A 20356-nucleotide genomic window follows, 5' to 3' on the forward strand; every position below is an offset into this window, starting at 1 on the left:
AGCCGTGGCATCAGGGAAGAATTTTTTCAGCCATCAGGAGATAGAACATGACGATTCGTGTCGCAATCAACGGCTATGGCCGGATCGGCCGCAATACGCTGCGCGCCTTTTATGAGAACGGCAAGAAGCATGACCTCGAGATCGTCGCGATCAACGACCTTGGCGATGCCAAGACCAACGCGCATCTGACGCAGTACGACACGGCGCACGGCAAGTTCCCGGGCGAAGTGACCGTAGACGGCGAGAACCTCATCGTCAACGGCGACAAGATCCGCGTGCTGGCCAACCGCAACCCGGCTGAACTGCCGTGGGGCGAGCTGGGCGTCGATGTCGTGATGGAATGCACGGGCTTCTTCACGACGAAGGAAAAGGCGAGCGCGCACATCAAGGGCGGCGCGAAGAAGGTGATCATCTCGGCGCCGGGCGGCAAGGATGTCGACGCGACGATCGTCTACGGCGTGAACCACAACACGCTGAAGGCCGAGCACACGGTCATCTCGAACGCATCGTGCACGACGAACTGCCTCGCGCCGCTGGTGAAACCGCTGAATGACAAGATCGGTCTGGAAACGGGTCTGATGACCACGATCCACGCATATACGAACGACCAGGTTCTGACCGACGTGTACCACGAAGACCTGCGCCGCGCGCGCTCGGCCACGCACAGCCAGATCCCGACGAAGACGGGTGCTGCATCGGCTGTCGGCCTCGTGCTGCCGGAACTGAACGGCAAGCTGGACGGCTACGCGATCCGCGTCCCGACCATCAACGTGTCGATCGTCGACCTGTCGTTCATCGCGAAGCGCGACACGACCGTCGATGAAGTTAACGCGATCATGAAGGAAGCGTCGGAAGGCGCGCTGAAGGGCATCCTGGGCTACAACTCGGCGCCGCTGGTCTCGATCGACTTCAACCACAACCCGGCTTCGTCGACGTTCGACGCGACGCTGACCAAGGTGTCGGGCCGCCTGGTGAAGGTGTCGAGCTGGTACGACAACGAGTGGGGCTTCTCGAACCGCATGCTGGACACGGCGGTTGCTCTCGCGAACGCGAAGTAAGCGCTCCTCTCGGCGTTCATGACGCGAAAAAGCCGCTCTTTGGAGCGGCTTTTTTCATTTCATGCTCGCGGCTTTCGCGAGCGAGGCCGCTCAGGCGCGCTCCCGGGTTCACGCATGCGGCGTCGGAAAATACACGCCCGCGCGTTGCGCCGCGTTCGCGATGTGCTTCTCGATGGCCTTGCCGGCCGCGTGCGCATCGCGACCCTTCAGCGCATCGAGAATCGCGCGATGCTCGTGATACGTCGACAGCACCAGCTCGCGCCGATAGAACGGCATGCGCTGGCTCTCCTTCATGATGTCGGCGCTGCTGCGCAGAATCGATTCGATCGCCGCATTGCCCGCGATATTCACGATGCGCATGTGAAAGTCGAAGTCGAGCTGCGCGGCCTCGTCCAGTTCGCCGTTGGTGAGCGCAGTGTGTAGCGCGGCGATGTTGTCCTCGAACCATTCGACGTCGTCGTCGCCGATCGCAAGCGCCGCCATGCGCGCGACAAAGCCTTCCAGCGCGAAACGCATCTGGTACGTGTCCGGCAGCGACGACTGATCCGCGAAACGCCACGGATGCGCGGACGATGCCTTCGTCGACTGCACATACACCCCTTTTCCCGGACGGATCGTCAGCATGCCGAGCGCTTCGAGCGTCGACAGCGCCTCGCGCAGCGAAGCCCGGCTGATGTCCAGTTCCTCCGACAATTGCCGCTGCGCCGGCAACAGGCTCCCAACGGGATAAGCGCCGCCTTCGATCCTCTCGCGGATCGTCGCGATGGCGGCGTCGGTGACGGTGTGCGGGACGTTCTTCATGATGGCTTCGGCGGTTCGATGCGGTCTGACCAGCATTGTAGAACGGCTACGAGAAATCGTTGCAACCCATAGCACCGCCGCAAGTTCCGGGCGAGAAGGCCGGTCAGACCAGACCGGGTAAACACCGTTCTCAAAATCCTTGACCGGACTATATCGGCTTCCTACTATTCGCCATAACAGTACTGGTCGGACCAGTATGAACAGGTGACGGAAGATCGTACTGTAGACCCAACTCGTGATCGGGAGAAAGCCGTGTTGAAGTTCTTCAATTCGCTGTTTGGCCGGGTGGTGATCGCTCTTGTGGCGGGCATCGTAATCGGCGCGCTGTTTCCGCATTTCGCGCAGTCGCTGCGTCCATTGGGCGACGGCTTTCTCAAGCTGATCAAGATGGTGATCGGACCCATCGTGTTCTGCGTCGTCGTCAGCGGGATGGCGCACGCCGGCGATCTGAAGAAAGTAGGGCGCGTCGGCCTGAAGGCCGTCGTCTACTTCGAAATCATGACGACGATCGCGCTCGTAATCGGCGCGGTGCTCGCGTACGTGACGCGGCCCGGCGTCGGCATGAACGTCGATCTGCACTCGCTCGATGCCGCGTCGCTCGCCACCTACACCGAGCACGCGAAGAGCCTGAAGGACACGGCGGCGTTTCTGCTGAAGATCATCCCCGACACGGCAATCGACGCGTTCGCGAAGGGCGACATCCTGCAGATTCTCGTGTTCTCCGTGCTGATCGGCTCCGCGTTGTCACTGCTCGGGCCACGCGCGCAGCGTGTCAACGGGTTGATCGACGAACTCGCGCAAGTGTTCTTCCGCGTGATGAGCTTCATCATCAAGCTGGCGCCGCTCGGCGTGCTGGGCGCGATCGCGTTCACGACGGGCACGTACGGCGTCGCGTCGCTGAAGCAGCTCGGCATGCTCGTCGTCGTGTTCTACGCGAGCTGCATCGTTTTCGTCACGGTCGTGCTCGGCGTCGTGATGCGCCTCGCGGGCTTCAGCGTCTTCAAGCTGATCCGCTACCTGCGCGAAGAACTGTCGATCGTGCTCGGCACCGCTTCGTCGGACGCCGTGCTGCCGCAGATCATGCGCAAGCTCGAGTGGATGGGCGTGAAGGATTCGACGGTCGGCCTCGTGATTCCGACCGGCTACTCGTTCAACCTCGACGGCTTCTCGATCTACCTGACGCTCGCCGTGATCTTCATTGCGCAAGCGACGAATACGCCGCTGTCGACGCACGATCTGATCGTCGTCGTGCTGGTGTCGCTGATTACGTCGAAAGGCGCGCACGGCATTCCCGGCTCCGCGATCGTGATTCTCGCGGCGACGCTCTCCGCGATTCCCGCGATTCCCGTGCTCGGCCTCGTGCTGATCCTGCCCGTCGACTGGTTCGTTGGCATCGCCCGCGCGCTGACGAATCTGATCGGCAACTGTGTGGCGACGGTGATCGTCGGCGTATGGGAGAACGACATCGACAAGGCGCGCGCCCGTCGCGTGCTGAATCTCGACACCGACTACCGCTTCGTGCCGACCGTCACGGATCTCGGCGAAGAGGCGGGCCACGCGAATCCCGCGCACGCGGTATGACAACGCTTTCCGCCATCTGACCGACCACCCATGGCAACGGCGGCGGGCTCCGACTCCGAAGGCCCGCCGCCAACTCACTCACTCGACTGAAGACTGAACGAACCGATCATGGCCAATCCGATTCTCGATCCGAACGCACCCGCCTTCACGCGCCGCTACATGAATCTTGCCGACCCGCGTCTCGGCGCCAAGGCGCTCTTCGCCAGCGACGAATTCTTCGCGCCGAAAGAGCGCATGCTCGACCCGCAGCCGGCCGTGTTCATCCCGGGCAAATACGACGACCACGGCAAGTGGATGGACGGCTGGGAGACGCGCCGCAAGCGCACTACGGGCCACGACTACTGCGTCGTGCGGCTGGCGCGGCCGGGCATCGTGCACGGCGTCGATCTGGACACGAGCCACTTCACGGGCAACTTCCCGCCGGCCGCGTCGATCGACGCCTGCTACTCCGACAGCGACGTGCCCGCCGATCACGCCGACTGGCAAACCATCGTCCCGGCGACGACGCTGCAGGGCAACCAGCATCATTACGTCGAAGTCGGCGATGCGCGTGCCTTCACGCATCTGCGCGTGAACCTGTATCCGGACGGCGGACTCGCGCGACTGCGTGTCTATGGACAGCCGAAGCGCGACTGGGAGCGGACCGAGCGCGGCACGCTCATCGATCTGGCAGCGATCGAAAACGGCGCGTACCTGGTCGCGGCGAACAATCAGCACTTCGGGCCGGCATCGCAGATGCTGATGCCGGGGCGCGGCGTGAACATGGGCGACGGCTGGGAAACGCGCCGTCGCCGCGAGCCGGGCAACGACTGGGCGATCGTCGCGCTTGCGCGTCCCGGCGTGATCCGCAAAGTCGAAGTGGATACGGCGCACTTCAAGGGCAATTTCCCGGACCGCTGCTCGCTGCAGGCGGCGTCCGTCACGGGCGGCACCGACGATTCGCTCGTCACGCAGGCGATGTTCTGGCCGGTCCTGCTGCCGGAACAGAAGCTGCAAATGGACAGCGTCCACACGTTCGCCGCCGAACTGGCCGCGCTCGGTCCTGTCACGCACGTGCGCTTCAACATCTATCCGGACGGAGGCGTGTCGCGTCTGCGTCTGTGGGGCGAGATCGAATAAGGCACACTGAACAGGTCAGCAGGACTCACGGAGAAGGCCATGAACACACTGCGCATCGAGCGCCTGACGCGCGAAGCGTTCGCCCCTTTCGGCGACGTGATCGAACTGGAAGGCGCGCGGCATTATCCGATCAACGAAGGCACGACCGAGCGCTATCACGATCTCGCAAAAGTGGACGTGAGCACGCACGGCGGCCGTCCGCTGATCAACGTGTTTCGCGCGCAGCCGCGCTCATGGCCGATCGATATCGTGATGATGGAGCGGCATCCTCTGGGCAGCCAGGCGTTCGTACCGCTCTCGGATACGCCTTATCTGATCGTCGTCGCGCCGGCGGGCGAGCTCGATCCGACGAAGCTCAGAGCGTTCTCGACGCGCGGCTGGCAGGGCGTCAACTACGCGAAGGGCGTCTGGCATCATCCGCTGCTGGCGCTGGAGCGCGTGAGCGATTTCCTGATTGTCGATCGCGGCGGCGAGGGGCCCAACTGCGACGAAGCGTCGTTGCCGCAAGCGTGGCGGCTCGAACGGGAATCGCTCGAGGCCGTTGCTGTCTGAGGCATTCGCTTGCGTCGCTCGCTTCCCGTAAGCAGTGGAGAAGCAAAAGGCCCGGCCGATTTTCATCGGCCGGGCCTTTCTGCGTATTGCCTGTCACGTCAACCGGACCGCGCCCCGAATCGCGCCCCGACGCAGTCAGTGCTTGCGATGCGGGCACTTGTCCTTCGTGCACGCGCCATACAGAGCGAGCGCGTGTTCCTGCAGCTTGAAGCCGCGTTCCTTCGCGATCGCCTGCTGACGGTTCTCGATTTCAGGGTCGAAAAACTCTTCGACCAGGCCGCAGTCGATGCACACCAGATGGTCGTGATGCGTCCCTTCGTTCAGCTCAAAAACGGCTTTACCCGACTCGAAATTGCTGCGCGACAGCAGTCCCGCCTGCTCGAACTGCGTGAGCACGCGGTACACCGTGGCGAGCCCGATATCCAGTTCTTCATGCAGCAGGTTACGGTAGACATCTTCGGCCGTCAGATGGCGCACCGGGCTGTGCTGAAAGATCTCCAGAATCTTGAGGCGCGGTAGGGTCGCCTTGAGTCCGATATTTTTCAGATCGGTTGGATTGGTCATGGCAAGGGATCCCTAGAGTACAATGCAAGGTTCTAATAGTAATGTGAATTGCTGTTGAGGTCATCTTCGACGGAAACTCGCGCGGCTCGGGAAGCCCCGCACGGTGAGGGAAATGATTCCAAAAGCTCTATTGATCAACCGGGGGAGCCGCATGCGGGGCACCTTGATCGTCGCGGCGGCTGTGGCGGTTCTTGCTGGATGCTCCACGTACGACAGCCTGACGCAGCGCGTCGCCCAAAGCATCACGCCGTACCGCATTACCGTGGTTCAGGGCAACTTCGTATCGAAGGAAATGGCCGCGCAGATGCAGGTCGGCATGTCGCGTGCACAGGTGAAACAGGTGCTCGGCACGCCGCTCTTGACCGACATGTTCCACGCCGACCGCTGGGACTACGTCTTCTACTTCAAGCGCGGTTCGACCTCGGTCGTCCAGCAGCGTGATTTCATCGTGAACTTCTCGGGCGATCGCGTCGCGAGCTGGACGGGCGGCGAAGATCTGCCGTCGAACCTCGAACTGCTCGCCGATATCGACGGCGATCGCACGGGCAAGAAAGTGGCGGTAACGCCTGCCGTCGCGAGCGCGGCGGGTGCGGCGAGCGCGCCCGTTGCGGCAGCGTCCGCGCCTGTCTCGACGCCCGATACGGCACGCTCGTCCACGTCCGAAGCCGCGCAGGCCGGCAATCTGCCCGCCGTCGATCCGAACGCGCAGGCCGCGCAGGCTGCGAACCGCCTGACCAATGCCGTGCAGGCGCCCGCGCCCGGCACGACGCCATCGGTGCGCGCGGGTACGCCGCCGTCGAATGGCGGGGTGCCGCAGAACGCGACGGAGCCGGGCCAGCCGCAGTTTCGCTTCACGCGTCCGCCGCCTCCGCAGATCCAGGGTGTCCCGAAAGAGAACCCCGTCGGTCCGACGGGCCCGCAAAGCAACAAGGGCAACAATGGGCAGGCGAAAGGCGCGCCCGTCGCGGCGTCGCCGGATTCGTCCCAGACCAATCCGGGAACGGGCGGCTGATTACCTTGTCCGTAACATGACGGGCGCATCGTCGCCCGTCATGCGTCTCGCCGCGATGCACGGCCGCTTTGGCTCATCGCATCGTGTCGCCGCGCTATATTTTCCGGCGCGCGCACGAGTGTCCGTTGCTCGCATCGTTTCCTTGATCGCCGGCCGGCGCGCTGCCTTTCGGATCAACTGACAGCGCGACTCCTGGCGCAACCCGATGGCGCCGTTCGACGGCGCTGTTTGCTGGATTACCCATGAAAATTGCCATCGCTGGCGCATCGGGCCGCATGGGCCGGATGCTCGTCGAAACCGTCCTCAACGATCCCGACGCGACGCTCTCCGGCGCGCTCGATCGCACGGGTGCGCCGCAACTCGGTCAGGATGCCGGAGCGTTCCTGGGCAAGCAGACGGGCGTGCCGATCTCGGACGATATCGACGCGGTGCTCGCGCAGTCCGACTGTCTGATCGATTTCACGCGCCCCGAGGGCACAATCGGGCACATCGACGCAGCGCTGCGTACGAACGCGAAGCTCGTGATCGGCACGACGGGCTTCGACGACGCGCAAAAGGCGCACATTCGCGCGGCGGCGGAAAAAATCGCCATCGTGTTCGCGTCGAACTTCAGCGTCGGCGTGAATGTGACGATGAAGCTGCTCGAATTCGCCGCGCCGCATTTCTCGCAGGGCTACGACATCGAAATCATCGAGGCGCATCATCGTCACAAGGTGGACGCGCCGTCGGGCACCGCGTTGACGATGGGCGAAGTGGTGGCGAAGGCGCTCGGCCGCAAGCTCGAAGACTGCGCGGTGTACGCGCGCGAGGGCGTGACGGGCGAGCGCGATCCGTCGACGATCGGCTTTTCGGCGATTCGCGGCGGCGACATCGTCGGCGATCACACGGTGCTGTTCGCGGGAATCGGCGAGCGCATCGAGATCACGCACAAATCGGCAAGCCGTCTGTCGTATGCACAAGGCGCGCTGCGTGCGGTACGTTTCCTGCAAGGCCATCGGAACGGCCTGTTCGACATGCAGGACGTGCTCGGCCTCCGCTAGGCACCCGTACCTGTTCTCACGCGCCGGAGCACTCGTGGCCGAGGCGAACGGCGAGGTCCGATGGCAAACTCCGGCATCATCCACTACCTGCAATCCAGCGACGCCATCACGCATGGCGTCGCGTACGTGCTGCTGGCGATGTCGATTGCGAGCTGGTGTTTCCTGATCGTCAAAAGCTGGATGCTCGGGCGAGCGAAGCGCCAGGGGCCACGCGCCATTGCACTTTTCTGGCAGGCGCCGACGCTCGCCGATGGCGTCGCCGCGCTGCGGCTCGCCGATCGCGAGCACATCTTTTCTCCGTTGGCGGAAGCGGCGCTGCAGGCATCGGAAGTCGAGATGCCGGGCGTGCTGCTCGCGCGCGTCGAGCGCAGCGAACGCGTGCTGCGGGCGCTGCGCCAGGCGCTGCATCGTTCGCAACGGCGGCTGGAGTTCGGGCAGGTGCTGCTGGCGTCGGTGGGCAGCACCGCGCCGTTCGTCGGGCTGCTTGGCACCGTATGGGGTATCTATCACGCGCTCGGCAGCATCGCGTCGAGCGGTCAGGCGATGATCGAAAACGTCGCGGGGCCCGTCGGCGAAGCGCTCATCATGACGGCGTTCGGTCTCGTCGTGGCGATTCCTGCCGTGCTCGCCTATAACGTGCTCGGACGGATGGTGCGGCAGTTGTCGGAGGAGCTCGACGGCTTCGCGCACGATCTGCACGCGTATGTCTGCGCGCCCGCCGGCGAGACGCACGACGCGGCGCGGGCCGACATACGCGACGCGCAAGGCAGGCGCTCGCCTGCGCGGACGCAGGCTTAGGCTCAGCCAAGGCTGAAACGGAAAGAGCGAGGCACGACATGGCATTCGGCGGACTCGACAGACACAAGACGGCCGCGCCGATGGCGGACATCAACATGACGCCGCTGATCGACGTGATGCTCGTCCTGCTCGTCATTTTCATCATCACGGCGCCGCTGTTCACGCACGCGATCCGGCTCGATCTGCCGCGCGTAGCGTCCGCCGAGGCGCGCACGACGCCGCAGACCATCACGCTGTCGATCGACGCGGCAGGCAAGCTCTACTGGAACGACAAGCCCATCACGCTCGAGCAGATGCGCGCGCAGTTCAACGACGCCGGCAAGCAAAAGGAACAGCCCGAGATCCATCTGCGCGCCGAGCGTTCGACGCGCTACGAGGTGATCGCGCAAGTGATGGGCGCGGCGCAGCAGGCGGGGCTGGAGAGAATCGGCTTCGTGACCGAGCCGCCGTCGGCGAGCAATGCGAAAGCCGGCGCCGCGACGACAGGCGGCGCGAACGCGCCCCAGCCCGCGCCTTCGACAGCGGGAGCATCCGCCGCGCGGTGAGCGTCCAGGCGTCGCCTGGCGGGTCAAAAGCCGCTTTCACCGCCAATCGGGATCTAACAGGGATCGAATCCGAATCAATCGGCGCGCAAAACGCACGGCATCCGCCGCATCGCGTGCGGCATCGTCCCGCCCGGACGGTATAATCAGCCCTTTCCCCTTGACGCAAGGGGAATCGACGAGACATTTCTTCACGCAGAGCACCGGCCGGTGCCGAAGCACTGAAAAGCGGCACCGAACCAGCGATCCCATCACACCATGCACGAAAAATACGTTCCCTCCGACGTCGAATCCGCCGCGCAAGGACAATGGCGCGCGAGCGACGCGTACAAAACGACGGAAAAGGCCGACAAGCCGAAGTTCTATTGCGTTTCGATGCTGCCGTATCCGTCGGGCAAGCTGCATATGGGGCACGTACGCAACTACACGATCAACGACGTGATGTACCGCTATCTGCGGATGAACGGCTACAACACGCTGATGCCGATGGGCTGGGACGCGTTCGGCATGCCCGCCGAGAATGCCGCGATGGCCAATGGCGTGCCGCCCGCGAAGTGGACGTACGACAACATCGCGTACATGAAGAAGCAGATGCAGTCGATGGGTCTCGCGATCGACTGGTCGCGCGAAGTCGCCACGTGCAGCCCGGACTATTACAAGTGGAACCAGTGGATCTTCCTGAAGATGCTGGAGAAGGGCATCGCGTACAAGAAGACGGGCACCGTGAACTGGGACCCCGTCGATCAGACCGTGCTCGCGAACGAGCAGGTGATCGACGGCCGCGGCTGGCGCTCGGGCGCGCTCGTCGAAAAGCGCGAAATCCCGATGTACTACATGCGCATCACGCAGTACGCGGATGAACTGCTGAACGATCTCGACGGCCTCGGCTGGCCCGAGCGCGTGAAGATCATGCAGCAGAACTGGATCGGCAAGAGCTATGGCGTGAACTTCGGCTTCCCGTACGAAATCGACGGCGAGCAGAAGCTCTTGCGCGTGTTCACGACGCGCGCCGACACGATCATGGGCGTGACGTTCTGTGCGGTCGCCGCCGAGCACCCGCTCGCGACGCGTCTCGCGCAGGACAAGCCCGAGCTGCTGCCGTTCATCGACGAATGCAAGCACGGCGGCGTCGCTGAAGCCGACATGGCGACGATGGAAAAGAAGGGCATGCCGACGGGCTTTTACGTCACGCATCCGCTGACGCAGGAAAAGGTCGAGGTGTGGATCGGCAACTACGTGCTGATGAGCTACGGCGAAGGTGCGGTGATGGGCGTGCCGGCGCACGACGAGCGCGATTTCGCGTTCGTGAAGAAGTACGGCATTCCCGTCAAGCAGGTGGTCGCAGTCGTTGGCCAGCCGTTCTCGACGGATGCATGGCACGAGTCGTATAGCGACAAGGAAAACGGGGTGCTGGTCAACAGCGGCAAGTACGACGGCCTGAAGTACCAGGAAGCCGTCGATGCCATCGCCGCCGATCTCAAGGCGCTCGGCCTCGGCGACAAGCAGGTCACGTGGCGTCTGCGCGACTGGGGCATCTCGCGCCAGCGCTACTGGGGCACGCCGATCCCGATCATCCACTGCCCGTCGTGCGGCGACGTGCCCGTGCCCGAGAAGGATCTGCCCGTCGTGCTGCCCGAAGACCTCGTGCCGGACGGCACGGGCAATCCGCTCGCGAAATCGGAAGCGTTCCTGAACTGCACGTGTCCGAAGTGCGGCGCGGCCGCGAAGCGCGAAACCGACACGATGGACACGTTCGTCGATTCGTCATGGTACTTCTATCGCTACGCGGCACCCGACGCGAAGACGATGGTCGACGAGCGCACCGATCACTGGATGCCGATGGACCAGTACATCGGCGGCATCGAGCACGCGATTCTTCACCTGTTGTACTCGCGCTTCTGGGCGAAGGTCTGCCGCGATCTCGGCATCGTGAAGTTCGGCGAGCCGGCGAAGAACCTGCTCACGCAGGGCATGGTGCTCAACGAGACGTACTACCGCGAAAACGACGCGGGCAAGAAGACCTGGTACAACCCGGCCGACGTCACCGTCACGCACGACGACAAGGGCCGCCCGGTCGGCGCGACGCTGAACGCCGACGGCCAGCCCGTCGAACTGGGCGGCGTCGAGAAGATGTCGAAGTCGAAGAACAACGGCGTCGATCCCCAAGTGCTGATCGACCAGTACGGCGCCGACACCGCGCGCCTCTTCACGATGTTCGCCGCACCGCCCGAGCAGCAGCTCGAGTGGTCGGGCGCGGGCGTCGAAGGCGCGAGCCGCTTCCTGCGCCGCGTGTGGGCGTTCGGCCAGGCGAACGAAGCGGCGCTGCGCGAGCGCGCATCGTTCGATGCCGCGAAGCTCGCCGATACCGAAAAGACGCTGCGCCGCGAAATCTACGGCGTGCTGAAGCAGGCCGATTTCGACTATCAGCGTCTGCAGTACAACACGGTCGTGTCGGCGGCAATGAAGATGCTCAACGCGCTCGAAAGTGCGAAGGCCGCAAGTCCCGCCGTGCTGCGCGAAACCTACGGCGTGCTGCTGCGCGTGCTGTACCCGGTCGTGCCGCACATCGCGTTCCAGCTCTGGCAGGAACTCGGCTACGCGGACGAATTCGGCACGCTGCTCGATGCGCCGTGGCCGAAGGTCGACGAAAAGGCGCTGGAGCAAAGCGAAATCGAGCTCGTGTTGCAGGTGAACGGCAAGGTGCGCGGCGCCGTGACGATCGCCAAGGACGCGTCGCGCGAAGCGATCGAAGCGGCTGCCCTCGCCCACGAAATGTTCGCGAAGTTCAGCGAAGGCAAGCCGGCGAAGAAGGTGATCGTCGTGCCCGGCCGCCTCGTGAACGTCGTCGTCTGACGGTCGCGCCGAATGTGCACGTTGATGCCGATCGATGGCGATTGCGCTTTAACTGCGAACCAGGAGCCCATGTGAACCGCAGATCGTTTTTGACCCTGGCGTGCAGCGCGGTGCTGCTGTCCGCGTGCGGCTTCCAGCTGCGCGGCCAGCAGAACTATGCGTTCAAGCGCCTCGCCATTACGGGCGCGACGCCGCCCGTCGCTGCGCGCCTGACGCGCATGGTGCAGGGCGGCAGCGACACGGTGATCGTGAATTCGTCCAGCAACGCGGACGCGGTCCTGGTGGTTTCGGAGGCGCGTGGAACGGGTGTGCTGACGCTGAACTCGCTCGGCGTAGTCGAGGAATACGCGCTGAACTATTCGCTGAACTACACGCTGAGAGGCTCGGACGGCACTTTGCTGATTCCGCCAAGCTCGATCGCGTTGAATCGCGCGATGACGTATAGCGATCAGTTCTCGCAGGCGAAGGCCGCCGAAGCAGACATCCTTTACGCCGACATGCAGAACGACGCCGTCGATCAGCTGATGCGGCGCCTTGCCGTCGTGCGCTCGCTGCATCCGGCGCCGGGCCAGGAAGTGCCGGGCGTCGCGCCGCGCGCGCCGCTGCCGCCGCCGCCGCTCTGATCCGCCGACTGCATCGATCCGCTTTCACTCTCGTTCATCCGTAGCCATGCAACTGCGTCTTGACGCGCTCGAAGCGCACCTCGCGAAAGGACTCGCCGTCCTGTACGTCGTGTACGGCGACGAGCATCTGCTTGCGCAGGAAGCGTGCGACTGCATCCGCGCGGCGGCGCGCGCGAGCGGCTTTACGGACCGCACGGTGTTCACGGTGGAGCGAGGGTTCGACTGGAGCTCGCTGCTCGGCGCGAGCCAGTCGATGTCGCTGTTCGGCGACCGGCAACTCGTCGAGTTGCGCATTCCGACGGGCAAGCCCGGCAAGGAAGGCGCCGATGCGCTGAAGACACTCGCGGCGTCTGCGAATCCTGATGTGCTGACGCTCGTCACGCTGCCGCGCCTCGACGCCGCGACGCAAAAGGCCGCGTGGTTCACGGCTTTGGCGGACGCCGGCGTCGCGCTGAAAATCGATCCCGTCGAGCGTGCGCAATTGCCAAGCTGGGTCGGGCAGCGGCTTGCGCAGCAAGGTCAGCGCGTAGCGGCGGGCGAAGACGGCAAGCGCGCGCTGCAGTTCATCGCGGAGCGCGTCGAAGGCAATCTGCTCGCGGCGCATCAGGAGATCCAGAAGCTCGGGCTGCTGTATCCGTCCGGCGCGCTGACGTTCGAACAGATCCACGATGCCGTGCTCAACGTCGCGCGCTACGACGTGTTCAAGCTCAACGAAGCGATGCTGGCCGGCGACGTCGGCCGGCTGTCGCGCATGCTCGACGGCCTGAAGGGCGAGGGCGAGGCGGCCGTGCTCGTGCTGTGGGCCGTCGTCGAAGAGATTCGCACGCTGCTGCGGATCAAGCGCGGCGTCGAAGCCGGCAAGCCGCTCGCGATGCTGTTGCGCGAGAACCGCGTGTGGGGCCCGCGTGAGCGGCTCGTCGGGCCGGCGCTGTCGCGCGTGACGGAAGCCTCGCTCGAAAAAGCGCTCGCGCTGGCGGCGAAGCTCGACCGGCAGGTGAAGGGCTTGTCGGGCGCTACGCATGGCAATCATCGCAATGACCCACCGCCCGATCCATGGGCGGGCCTCTTCGAACTCGCGATGGCTGTCGCCGGCGCGCAGTCTTCGCATGCGCGCGCTACGCCGACGCGGCCCGCGCCGGGTCGGCCGGCTCCTGCGCGGCCAGTGCCAATGCGCCGACCGTCGTAGGCTGCCGCACGCCTGACGGATCGCCACGCAGAGCCGCGCGCCAGCAGCGCTTGCGTGTCTCCAGGTTCCTCGTCAGGCCGTCCGGCAGCCTTTCCCGGTCCGTGAAACGGTGGCACGGCGCCGCCGCGCAGAGCACGCTGAAGTCACACGTCTTACAATCGTCGCATCGTTCCGCTTGCAGAAATTGTCCGCCGCGCTTCGTGCAGAACGCGGCACAACGGGAATCACCATGGATATCGACCAGTACATGACCGACCTCGGCCGCCGCGCGCGTCACGCGTCGCGCGCGATGGCGCGGGCGTCGACGGCCGCGAAGAACGCCGCGCTCGAAGCCGTTGCAGTTGCCATCGAGCGTGAAGCGAATGCGCTGAAGGAAGCGAATGCGCGGGATCTCGCGCGCGCTCGCGACAAGGGACACGACGCTGCCTTCATCGATCGCCTGACGCTGTCGGACAAGGCGCTGAAGACGATGGTCGAAGGCTTGCGGCAAGTGGCCGCGCTGCCCGATCCGATCGGCGAGATCAGCAACATGAAGTACCGGCCGAGCGGCATCCAGGTCGGCCAGATGCGCGTGCCGCTGGGCGTGATCGGGATCATCTACGAATCGCGGCCGAACGTGACCATCGATGCGGCCGCGCTGTGCCTCAAATCCGGCAACGCGACGATTCTGCGCGGCGGGTCCGAGGCGCTCGAATGCAACACGGCGCTCGCGAAGCTTATCGGCGAAGGGCTGGAAAAGGCGGGCTTGCCGCAAGAGGCCGTGCAGGTGGTCGAAACGTCGGATCGCGCGGCCGTCGGCAAGCTGATCACGATGACCGAATACGTCGACGTGATCGTGCCGCGCGGCGGCAAGAGCCTGATCGCGCGCCTGATCGAAGAAGGCCGCGTGCCGATGATCAAGCATCTCGACGGCATCTGCCATGTGTATGTCGACGATCGCGCGGACATTGCGAAGGCGATGAACGTCTGCGACAACGCGAAGACGCACCGCTACGGCACCTGCAACACGATGGAGACGCTGCTGGTCGCGCGCGGCGTGGCGGCTGAGGTGCTGCCCCCGCTCGGCAAGCTGTATCGCGGCAAGGACGTGGAACTGCGCGTCGATCCGGCAGCGCGTAAGGTGCTCGAAGCCGCTGGCGTTGGTCCGCTCGTCGATGCGACGGAAGAGGACTGGCGCACCGAATACCTCGCGCCTGTGCTCGCTGTGAAGGTGGTCGATGGCATCGATCAGGCGATCGAGCACATCAACGAATACGGCTCGCATCACACGGACGCGATCGTCACGGAAGACCACGATCGCGCGATGCGCTTCCTGCGCGAAGTCGATTCGGCGAGCGTGATGGTCAACGCATCGACGCGTTTTGCCGACGGCTTCGAATTCGGGCTCGGCGCGGAGATCGGCATCTCGAACGACAAGCTGCATGCGCGCGGGCCCGTCGGACTGGAAGGGCTGACATCGATGAAATACGTCGTGCTCGGACACGGCGAAGGTCGCCAATAACCGCTCATAAAACCAACAAGGATCACAGATGTTGTGGGTCAAGACGTTTCACATCGTTCTGGTCGCTTCGTGGTTCGCGGGCCTCTTTTATCTGCCGCGGATTTTCGTCAATCTCGCGATGGAGACCGATCCGAATGCGGTGAAACGTCTGTTGATCATGGCCCGCAAGCTGTTTCGTTTCATGACGCTCATCGCGGTGCCTGCGCTGGCGTGCGGCTTGTGGCTGTGGCTGGTGATCGGGATCGGCAGCGGTGAGGGCTGGATTCACGCGAAGGTCGGCGTGGTCGTGCTGCTCGTCGTCTATCACGCGTATTGCGGCGTGCTGCTGCGCACTTTCGAGCGCGGTGAAAACCGTCGCTCGGACAAGTGGTATCGGATGTTCAATGAGCTGCCTGTTCTTGGCATGCTCGTAGCCGTTGCGCTGGTGGTGATCAAGCCTTTCTGATTTTCGGTCCGTTCGATTCGCGGCGTCGATAAAAAGCCCGGTTTGCTGGAGACAGCAAACCGGGCTTTGTGCATTTGGGGCCGCGTGCCGGAGGTTTCGGGTGTCCGCTTCGGCCGGCCTGAGCACCATCCGGCGGCGGCCGTGTTCGTGGCGATCTGATTGACCTTCGCACGTTCCTACTTTACTGGCTTACAGTGGCGGCCTATGCCGCGGCAACTGCCGCCGTTGTGCGTTCTCATGTGGCGCTCGATGTTCGTGACATGGCCCCGATTCGTTTTCCGGGTCGCTCGGCCCATTTCTTTCCGCATATCTAAGCATCCGCACTATTCGACCTTTACCCCTGGGTGTGTGCCTTCGGCCACCCCGTGCCCTGTTTCTTGTGGAAGCGCTTGGGCCATATCGACTATGTAGGTCAGGACTCTTCTCTGTCAGGTGACGGCATGGTTGGACGCATGAATTAAGACTGGTCTTATTCATGACGCAGTTCGGTATCTCTAAAGTTCATCCTCAGCATGACGGGAAATTTGAGATGGCGCGCCAACTCCGTCGCGTACATCGAATCGGTCTGAGTTGCCGACAGTCGAACGGACTCGCCGGGTCCACCAAAATTTAATTCGCTTAGGATTGCAGATGAACAAGACGTATAGAAGTGTCTGGTGTGAGAAGACGGGCACTTTCGTGGCAGCGGCTGAAACGGCCAGGGCAAAAGGGAAAAAGGCGCGTGGTCGCAGCCTGGTCGGTGCATGCGCTGTGTTGTTTGTTGGCGGGGTTTTGGCTAGTGGAAGCGCGCTTGCCAACTCAGGGCCGGGCGAGAACCTGGGCGGTTGTGCAAACACGGGTACTGGATCTTCTATCGCCATTGACGGAGCTATTAGTACTTACTGCGCGAACGCAACCGGGACGAGTTCGATCGCGATCGGTTCGACCGCAACCGCCGGCGGGGCGGGAAGCGGTACGACCTGGAAGGGCACAACGTCCGGTGACTGGGATCAGGTTGCACTTGGTGTGCGTACCAATGCGACAGCGGGCGGTGCGACCGCTGTCGGCTCCGATGCACGTGCCAGTGGGGTTTTTGCGTCAGCGTTTGGCAACAGTGCGACCGCAAGTGCAAACTCTGCGGCTGCAATCGGTGACAATTCGCTCGCGTCATTCTTTGGCGCCGCCGCAATAGGTACTTCGGCTACGGCCTCGGGTACAGGCGCGACTGCCGTAGGCGCTGGTTCGACGGCATCTGCCGCTTCGGCTGTTGCGCTAGGTACCAATGCAGTTGCCGCGACGTCTAACTCGGTGGCCTTGGGCGCAAACTCGGTCGCTAATTCGGCGACGCTGGGCACGGCAGGCTATAACCCGGGCAGTGGCACGCTGTCGGCTGTGACTGCGGCGGGCGGTGAAGCGTCGGTGGGTAAGTCGGGCGCGGAGCGTCGCATTACAAACGTGGCGGCGGGTCTGAACCCGACAGATGCCGTGAACGTAAGCCAGTTGCAGTCGGAAGACGCGAAGGTCAACCAGGCAGGCACGGCGACAGCAACGGCGCTGGGCGGGGGCTCGTCCTATAACTCGACCACCGGTGCGATCAGCGCGCCGAGCTATGCGCTCACGAACGCGAATTCGATCGACGGCACGTCGGGCGCGAAGACGGACATCGGTACGGCGTTCAGCACCGTCGATACTGCTCTTGGCAAGCTGAACAACAACATCAGCAATGTTTCGAACAACGTTTCGAACGTTGCGAACAATCTTGCCAACACTAACAACAACGTCGCCAATATCAACAACACGGTGACGAATATCGTCAACGGCGGCGGCATCAAGTACTTCCACGCGAACTCGACGGCCGGTGATTCCGTCGCAAGCGGTGTCGATTCGTTGGCTGCCGGCCCTACAGCGACGGCTAGCGGTCAGGCCGCTTCGGCGCTCGGGTATGGCGCTATTGCCTCAGGGTACGGCTCTTCCGCGGTGGGCCTTTATGCGAACGCTAAGGGCGATCAGGCGGTGGCGCTGGGCCAAAACGCGACTGCATCGACCACGAATTCGGTGGCGCTAGGCGCGAGCTCGACGACGACAGCGAACCTTTCGGCGGCGGGCTACAACCCGGGCAATGCCACGCTGTCGGGCACGGCATCGGCGACAAACGGTGAAGTGTCGGTGGGCGCGGCGGGTTCGGAGCGCCGCGTGACGAACGTGGCGGCCGGTTCGGCGGCGACGGATGCGGTGAACGTGAGCCAGTTGCAGTCGGAAGACGCAAAGGTCAACCAGGCAGGGACGACGACGGCGACGGCGCTCGGTGGCGGCTCGACCTACAACTCGACCACGGGTGCGATCAGCGCGCCGAGCTATGCGCTCGCGAACGCGAATGTGATCGATGGCACGGCGGGCGTGAAGACGGACATCGGTACGGCGTTCAGTACCGTCGATACTGCTCTGGGCAAACTGAACAACAACATCAGCAACGGCGCGGGCATCAAGTACTTCCACGCGAACTCGACGCTGGCCGATTCGTCGGCTGCGGGCGCCAACTCCGTGGCGGTTGGCCCGGCAGCGACGGCCGCTCTCGCGTCGGACGTGGCGATCGGCAACAACGCGACGACGGCAGTGGGCGCAACCAACAACCCGGGCGCCATTGCGATTGGTGGAAGCGCGACGGCGTATGGCGCATATTCGAACAGTATTGGCGCGAATATCGCAATCGGTTATGGCAGCGTTGCCGGGAAGTCGGACGCGTCGACCTCACAGGGACTGGCACTGGGTACCTGGGCGACGGCTTCGAACTGGGCGACCGACGCTATCGGCACGAGTTCGACCGCGTCGGGCAACTATGCGTCGGCAATAGGTTCGCAATCGTGGGCAACGGGCGACCAGTCCACGGCATTGGGTGCGTTCACCCACGCAACGGCAAACAACTCGACGGCGCTCGGCGAGGGCGCGAATGCCACGACGACGAACTCGGTGGCACTCGGCTACCACTCGGTCGCCAACTCCGCGACGCTTGCCACGTCGGGTTACAACCCGGGCAGCGGTACCTTGTCGGCTGCCACGGCTGCAGGCGAAATATCGATGGGCACTGTGGGCGGGGAGCGTCGCATCACGAACGTCGCAGCCGGTCTGAACGGCACGGACGCGGTGAATGTGAGCCAGTTGCAATCAGAAGACGCGAAGGTCAACCAGGCAGGCACGACGACGGCGACGACGCTGGGCGGCGGCTCGACCTATAACTCGACCACCGGTGCGATCAGCGCGCCGAGCTATGCGCTGACGAACGCAAACACGATCGACGGCACGGCGGGCGCCAAGACGGACATCGGTATGGCGTTCGGCACCGTCGATACGGCGCTGGGCAAGCTGAACAACAACATCAGCAATGTATCGAACAACGTTTCGAACGTTGCGAACAACCTGGCCAACACCAACAACAACGTCGCCAACGTCAATAACACGGTGACGAGCAGGCATCAGCGCGCAGGGCACGACGGTCGGTGCCGGTGCGTCGTATCAGTGGTAAGCATCGGGAAGTGAGCGCGACGGCGGTGCAGTATCGGCCACCTGAGCGCAGCCTTCGCAAGCAATGCGCTTCAAACCGAAACGGGCTCCTTCGGGAGCCCGTTTTTCATTTTGCAACTCATCCGCGCGATCAGTTCGACGCGCTCTACGCGGCTTCGTCCCGGAGAACACGTCCGCGGTGCGCCGGCATTCGCGATCGCCACCGAAACGGACACGCAAACGCGAACACGATGCACCCTCGTCGCTACTCAGCGCGAGTCCGTTAAACGGCCACACGTCAACGACCGCAAGTGCTCCGCTACGTCACGATTCTTCGCTGCGCGATCAGATCCTTCGCGCCGGCCAGTTTTTCCGCCAGATCCGGCCCTCGCTGAAGCGCCACACCGACCGCCAGGATATCGCCGATCGCGAGATGCGACGTGCGTGACGTCATCGGTGAAAAGATGTCGGTGTCTTCGTCGACATTGGCGAACAGGCCAATCGACGCAATCCGCGCCAGCGGCGAGTTCCCATGCGTGACCGCGATCACTTTCGCGCCCGCCGCGAGCGCTGACTTCGCCGCATCGATGATGTCGCGCGTGCGGCCCGTGTTCGAAATCGCCACGACGACATCGCCTTCGCCCAGCAACGCCGCCGACATCAGAAACGTATGCGGATCGGAATACGCGACGCTCGGCATGCCGAGCCGGAAGAACTTGTGCTGCATGTCGAGCGCGGCAATGCCCGAGCCGCCCGCGCCGTAGAACTCGATGCGCTTCGCGTGTGCGAGCAGCTGGATCGCGGCCGCCACGCTGTCAGTCGAGAGATTGTTGCGCACCTGGATCAGCGCGCCGATCGTCCGGTCGAGCACCTTCGCGGCGACGCCGGGCGCCGGCTCGTCAGGCCGAACGTCGCGATAGACGGCGGGCACCTCCGTTGCTATGCCTTGCGCGAGCCGTATCTTGAACTCGCGGAAGCCGGAAAAGCCGAGCGCGTGACAGAAGCGCGCGATGGTCGGCTGGCTCACGCCGGCGCGCGCGGCCACCTCCGTCATCGACAGATCGAGCACTTCGCGCGGCGCTTCGATCACGTAGTCGGCGAGCTTGCGTTCGGACGGGCGCAACTGGTCGCGCATCGCCTCCACCTGGGACAGCATCATCGGGAATCTCGCACTATGCTGAAGAATGTGTGGACTATAGCTGAC

At 63.8% G+C, this 20356-nt stretch carries 16 protein-coding genes and 2 pseudogenes; 15 read left to right on the forward strand and 3 right to left on the reverse strand.

Annotated elements, in window-relative coordinates; genetic code table 11:
* Positions 1-47: 47 nt before the first annotated feature.
* Positions 48-1058, forward strand: a complete 1011-nt coding sequence (gap, locus tag BMW76_RS20920; RefSeq protein WP_090868510.1) for a type I glyceraldehyde-3-phosphate dehydrogenase — start codon at positions 48-50, stop codon at positions 1056-1058.
* A gap of 108 nt (positions 1059-1166) precedes the next feature.
* Here the strand turns inward: gap and BMW76_RS20925 are convergent, their stop codons facing one another.
* Complete coding sequence (locus tag BMW76_RS20925; protein WP_090868608.1) at positions 1167-1859, reverse strand: FadR/GntR family transcriptional regulator; 693 nt, start codon at positions 1857-1859, stop codon at positions 1167-1169.
* Between the two features lie 252 nt (positions 1860-2111).
* Here BMW76_RS20925 and BMW76_RS20930 point away from each other — a divergent pair, with 252 nt between their 5' ends.
* The 3 genes from BMW76_RS20930 (at position 2112) to BMW76_RS20940 (ending at position 5111) form a co-directional block, all read left to right on the forward strand.
* Positions 2112-3440 carry a C4-dicarboxylate transporter DctA gene (locus BMW76_RS20930; protein WP_090868512.1) on the forward strand — a complete coding sequence of 443 codons (1329 nt, stop codon included), beginning with the start codon at positions 2112-2114 and terminating at the stop codon, positions 3438-3440.
* Positions 3441-3548: 108 nt separating this feature from the next.
* Positions 3549-4559: an allantoicase gene (gene alc, locus BMW76_RS20935; RefSeq protein WP_090868514.1), complete on the forward strand. Its 1011-nt coding sequence runs from the start codon at positions 3549-3551 to the stop codon at positions 4557-4559.
* 39 nt (positions 4560-4598) lie between these two features.
* Positions 4599-5111, forward strand: a complete 513-nt coding sequence (locus BMW76_RS20940; protein WP_090868516.1) for an ureidoglycolate lyase — start codon at positions 4599-4601, stop codon at positions 5109-5111.
* A gap of 135 nt (positions 5112-5246) precedes the next feature.
* Here the strand turns inward: BMW76_RS20940 and fur are convergent, their stop codons facing one another.
* Positions 5247-5675 (reverse strand): ferric iron uptake transcriptional regulator, encoded by a 429-nt coding sequence (gene fur / locus BMW76_RS20945; RefSeq protein WP_012401967.1) that lies wholly within the window; start codon positions 5673-5675, stop codon positions 5247-5249.
* 151 nt (positions 5676-5826) lie between these two features.
* On the opposite strand from fur, the gene bamE reads away from it, so the two are divergent.
* The 11 genes and pseudogenes from bamE to BMW76_RS20995 all read left to right on the forward strand — a co-directional run.
* On the forward strand, positions 5827-6687 hold the full coding sequence (gene bamE / locus BMW76_RS20950) for an outer membrane protein assembly factor BamE (protein ID WP_177200437.1): 861 nt from the start codon (positions 5827-5829) through the stop codon (positions 6685-6687).
* A gap of 242 nt (positions 6688-6929) precedes the next feature.
* On the forward strand, positions 6930-7727 hold the full coding sequence (gene dapB / locus BMW76_RS20955; RefSeq protein WP_090868520.1) for a 4-hydroxy-tetrahydrodipicolinate reductase: 798 nt from the start codon (positions 6930-6932) through the stop codon (positions 7725-7727).
* A 60-nt stretch (positions 7728-7787) separates the two neighbouring features.
* Positions 7788-8525 carry a MotA/TolQ/ExbB proton channel family protein gene (locus BMW76_RS20960; RefSeq protein ID WP_090868522.1) on the forward strand — a complete coding sequence of 246 codons (738 nt, stop codon included), beginning with the start codon at positions 7788-7790 and terminating at the stop codon, positions 8523-8525.
* A gap of 38 nt (positions 8526-8563) precedes the next feature.
* The gene (locus BMW76_RS20965; RefSeq protein WP_090868524.1) at positions 8564-9070 is read left to right on the forward strand and encodes an ExbD/TolR family protein; all 507 of its coding nucleotides are present in this window, start codon (positions 8564-8566) and stop codon (positions 9068-9070) included.
* 255 nt (positions 9071-9325) lie between these two features.
* Positions 9326-11920 carry a leucine--tRNA ligase gene (gene leuS / locus BMW76_RS20970; RefSeq protein ID WP_090868526.1) on the forward strand — a complete coding sequence of 865 codons (2595 nt, stop codon included), beginning with the start codon at positions 9326-9328 and terminating at the stop codon, positions 11918-11920.
* Between the two features lie 71 nt (positions 11921-11991).
* Positions 11992-12543: an LPS-assembly lipoprotein LptE gene (locus BMW76_RS20975; RefSeq protein WP_090868528.1), complete on the forward strand. Its 552-nt coding sequence runs from the start codon at positions 11992-11994 to the stop codon at positions 12541-12543.
* A gap of 46 nt (positions 12544-12589) precedes the next feature.
* Positions 12590-13729, forward strand: coding sequence for a DNA polymerase III subunit delta (holA, locus tag BMW76_RS20980; RefSeq protein WP_090868531.1), 1140 nt, complete (start codon positions 12590-12592; stop codon positions 13727-13729).
* Positions 13730-13958: 229 nt separating this feature from the next.
* Positions 13959-15230, forward strand: coding sequence for a glutamate-5-semialdehyde dehydrogenase (locus tag BMW76_RS20985; protein ID WP_090868533.1), 1272 nt, complete (start codon positions 13959-13961; stop codon positions 15228-15230).
* A 28-nt stretch (positions 15231-15258) separates the two neighbouring features.
* Positions 15259-15675, forward strand: a complete 417-nt coding sequence (locus BMW76_RS20990) for a CopD family protein (RefSeq protein WP_090868535.1) — start codon at positions 15259-15261, stop codon at positions 15673-15675.
* A 630-nt stretch (positions 15676-16305) separates the two neighbouring features.
* Positions 16306-16440, forward strand: a pseudogene (locus BMW76_RS42960) (ESPR domain-containing protein); the annotation flags it as partial.
* 360 nt (positions 16441-16800) lie between these two features.
* A pseudogene (locus BMW76_RS20995) lies at positions 16801-19188 on the forward strand (YadA family autotransporter adhesin); the annotation flags it as partial.
* Between the two features lie 283 nt (positions 19189-19471).
* Here BMW76_RS20995 and BMW76_RS21000 read toward each other — a convergent pair.
* On the reverse strand, positions 19472-20311 hold the full coding sequence (locus BMW76_RS21000) for a MurR/RpiR family transcriptional regulator (protein WP_090868537.1): 840 nt from the start codon (positions 20309-20311) through the stop codon (positions 19472-19474).
* Positions 20312-20356 lie beyond the last annotated feature (45 nt).

The sequence above is a fragment of the Paraburkholderia diazotrophica genome (genome assembly GCF_900108945.1).
Taxonomy (GTDB): domain Bacteria; phylum Pseudomonadota; class Gammaproteobacteria; order Burkholderiales; family Burkholderiaceae; genus Paraburkholderia; species Paraburkholderia diazotrophica.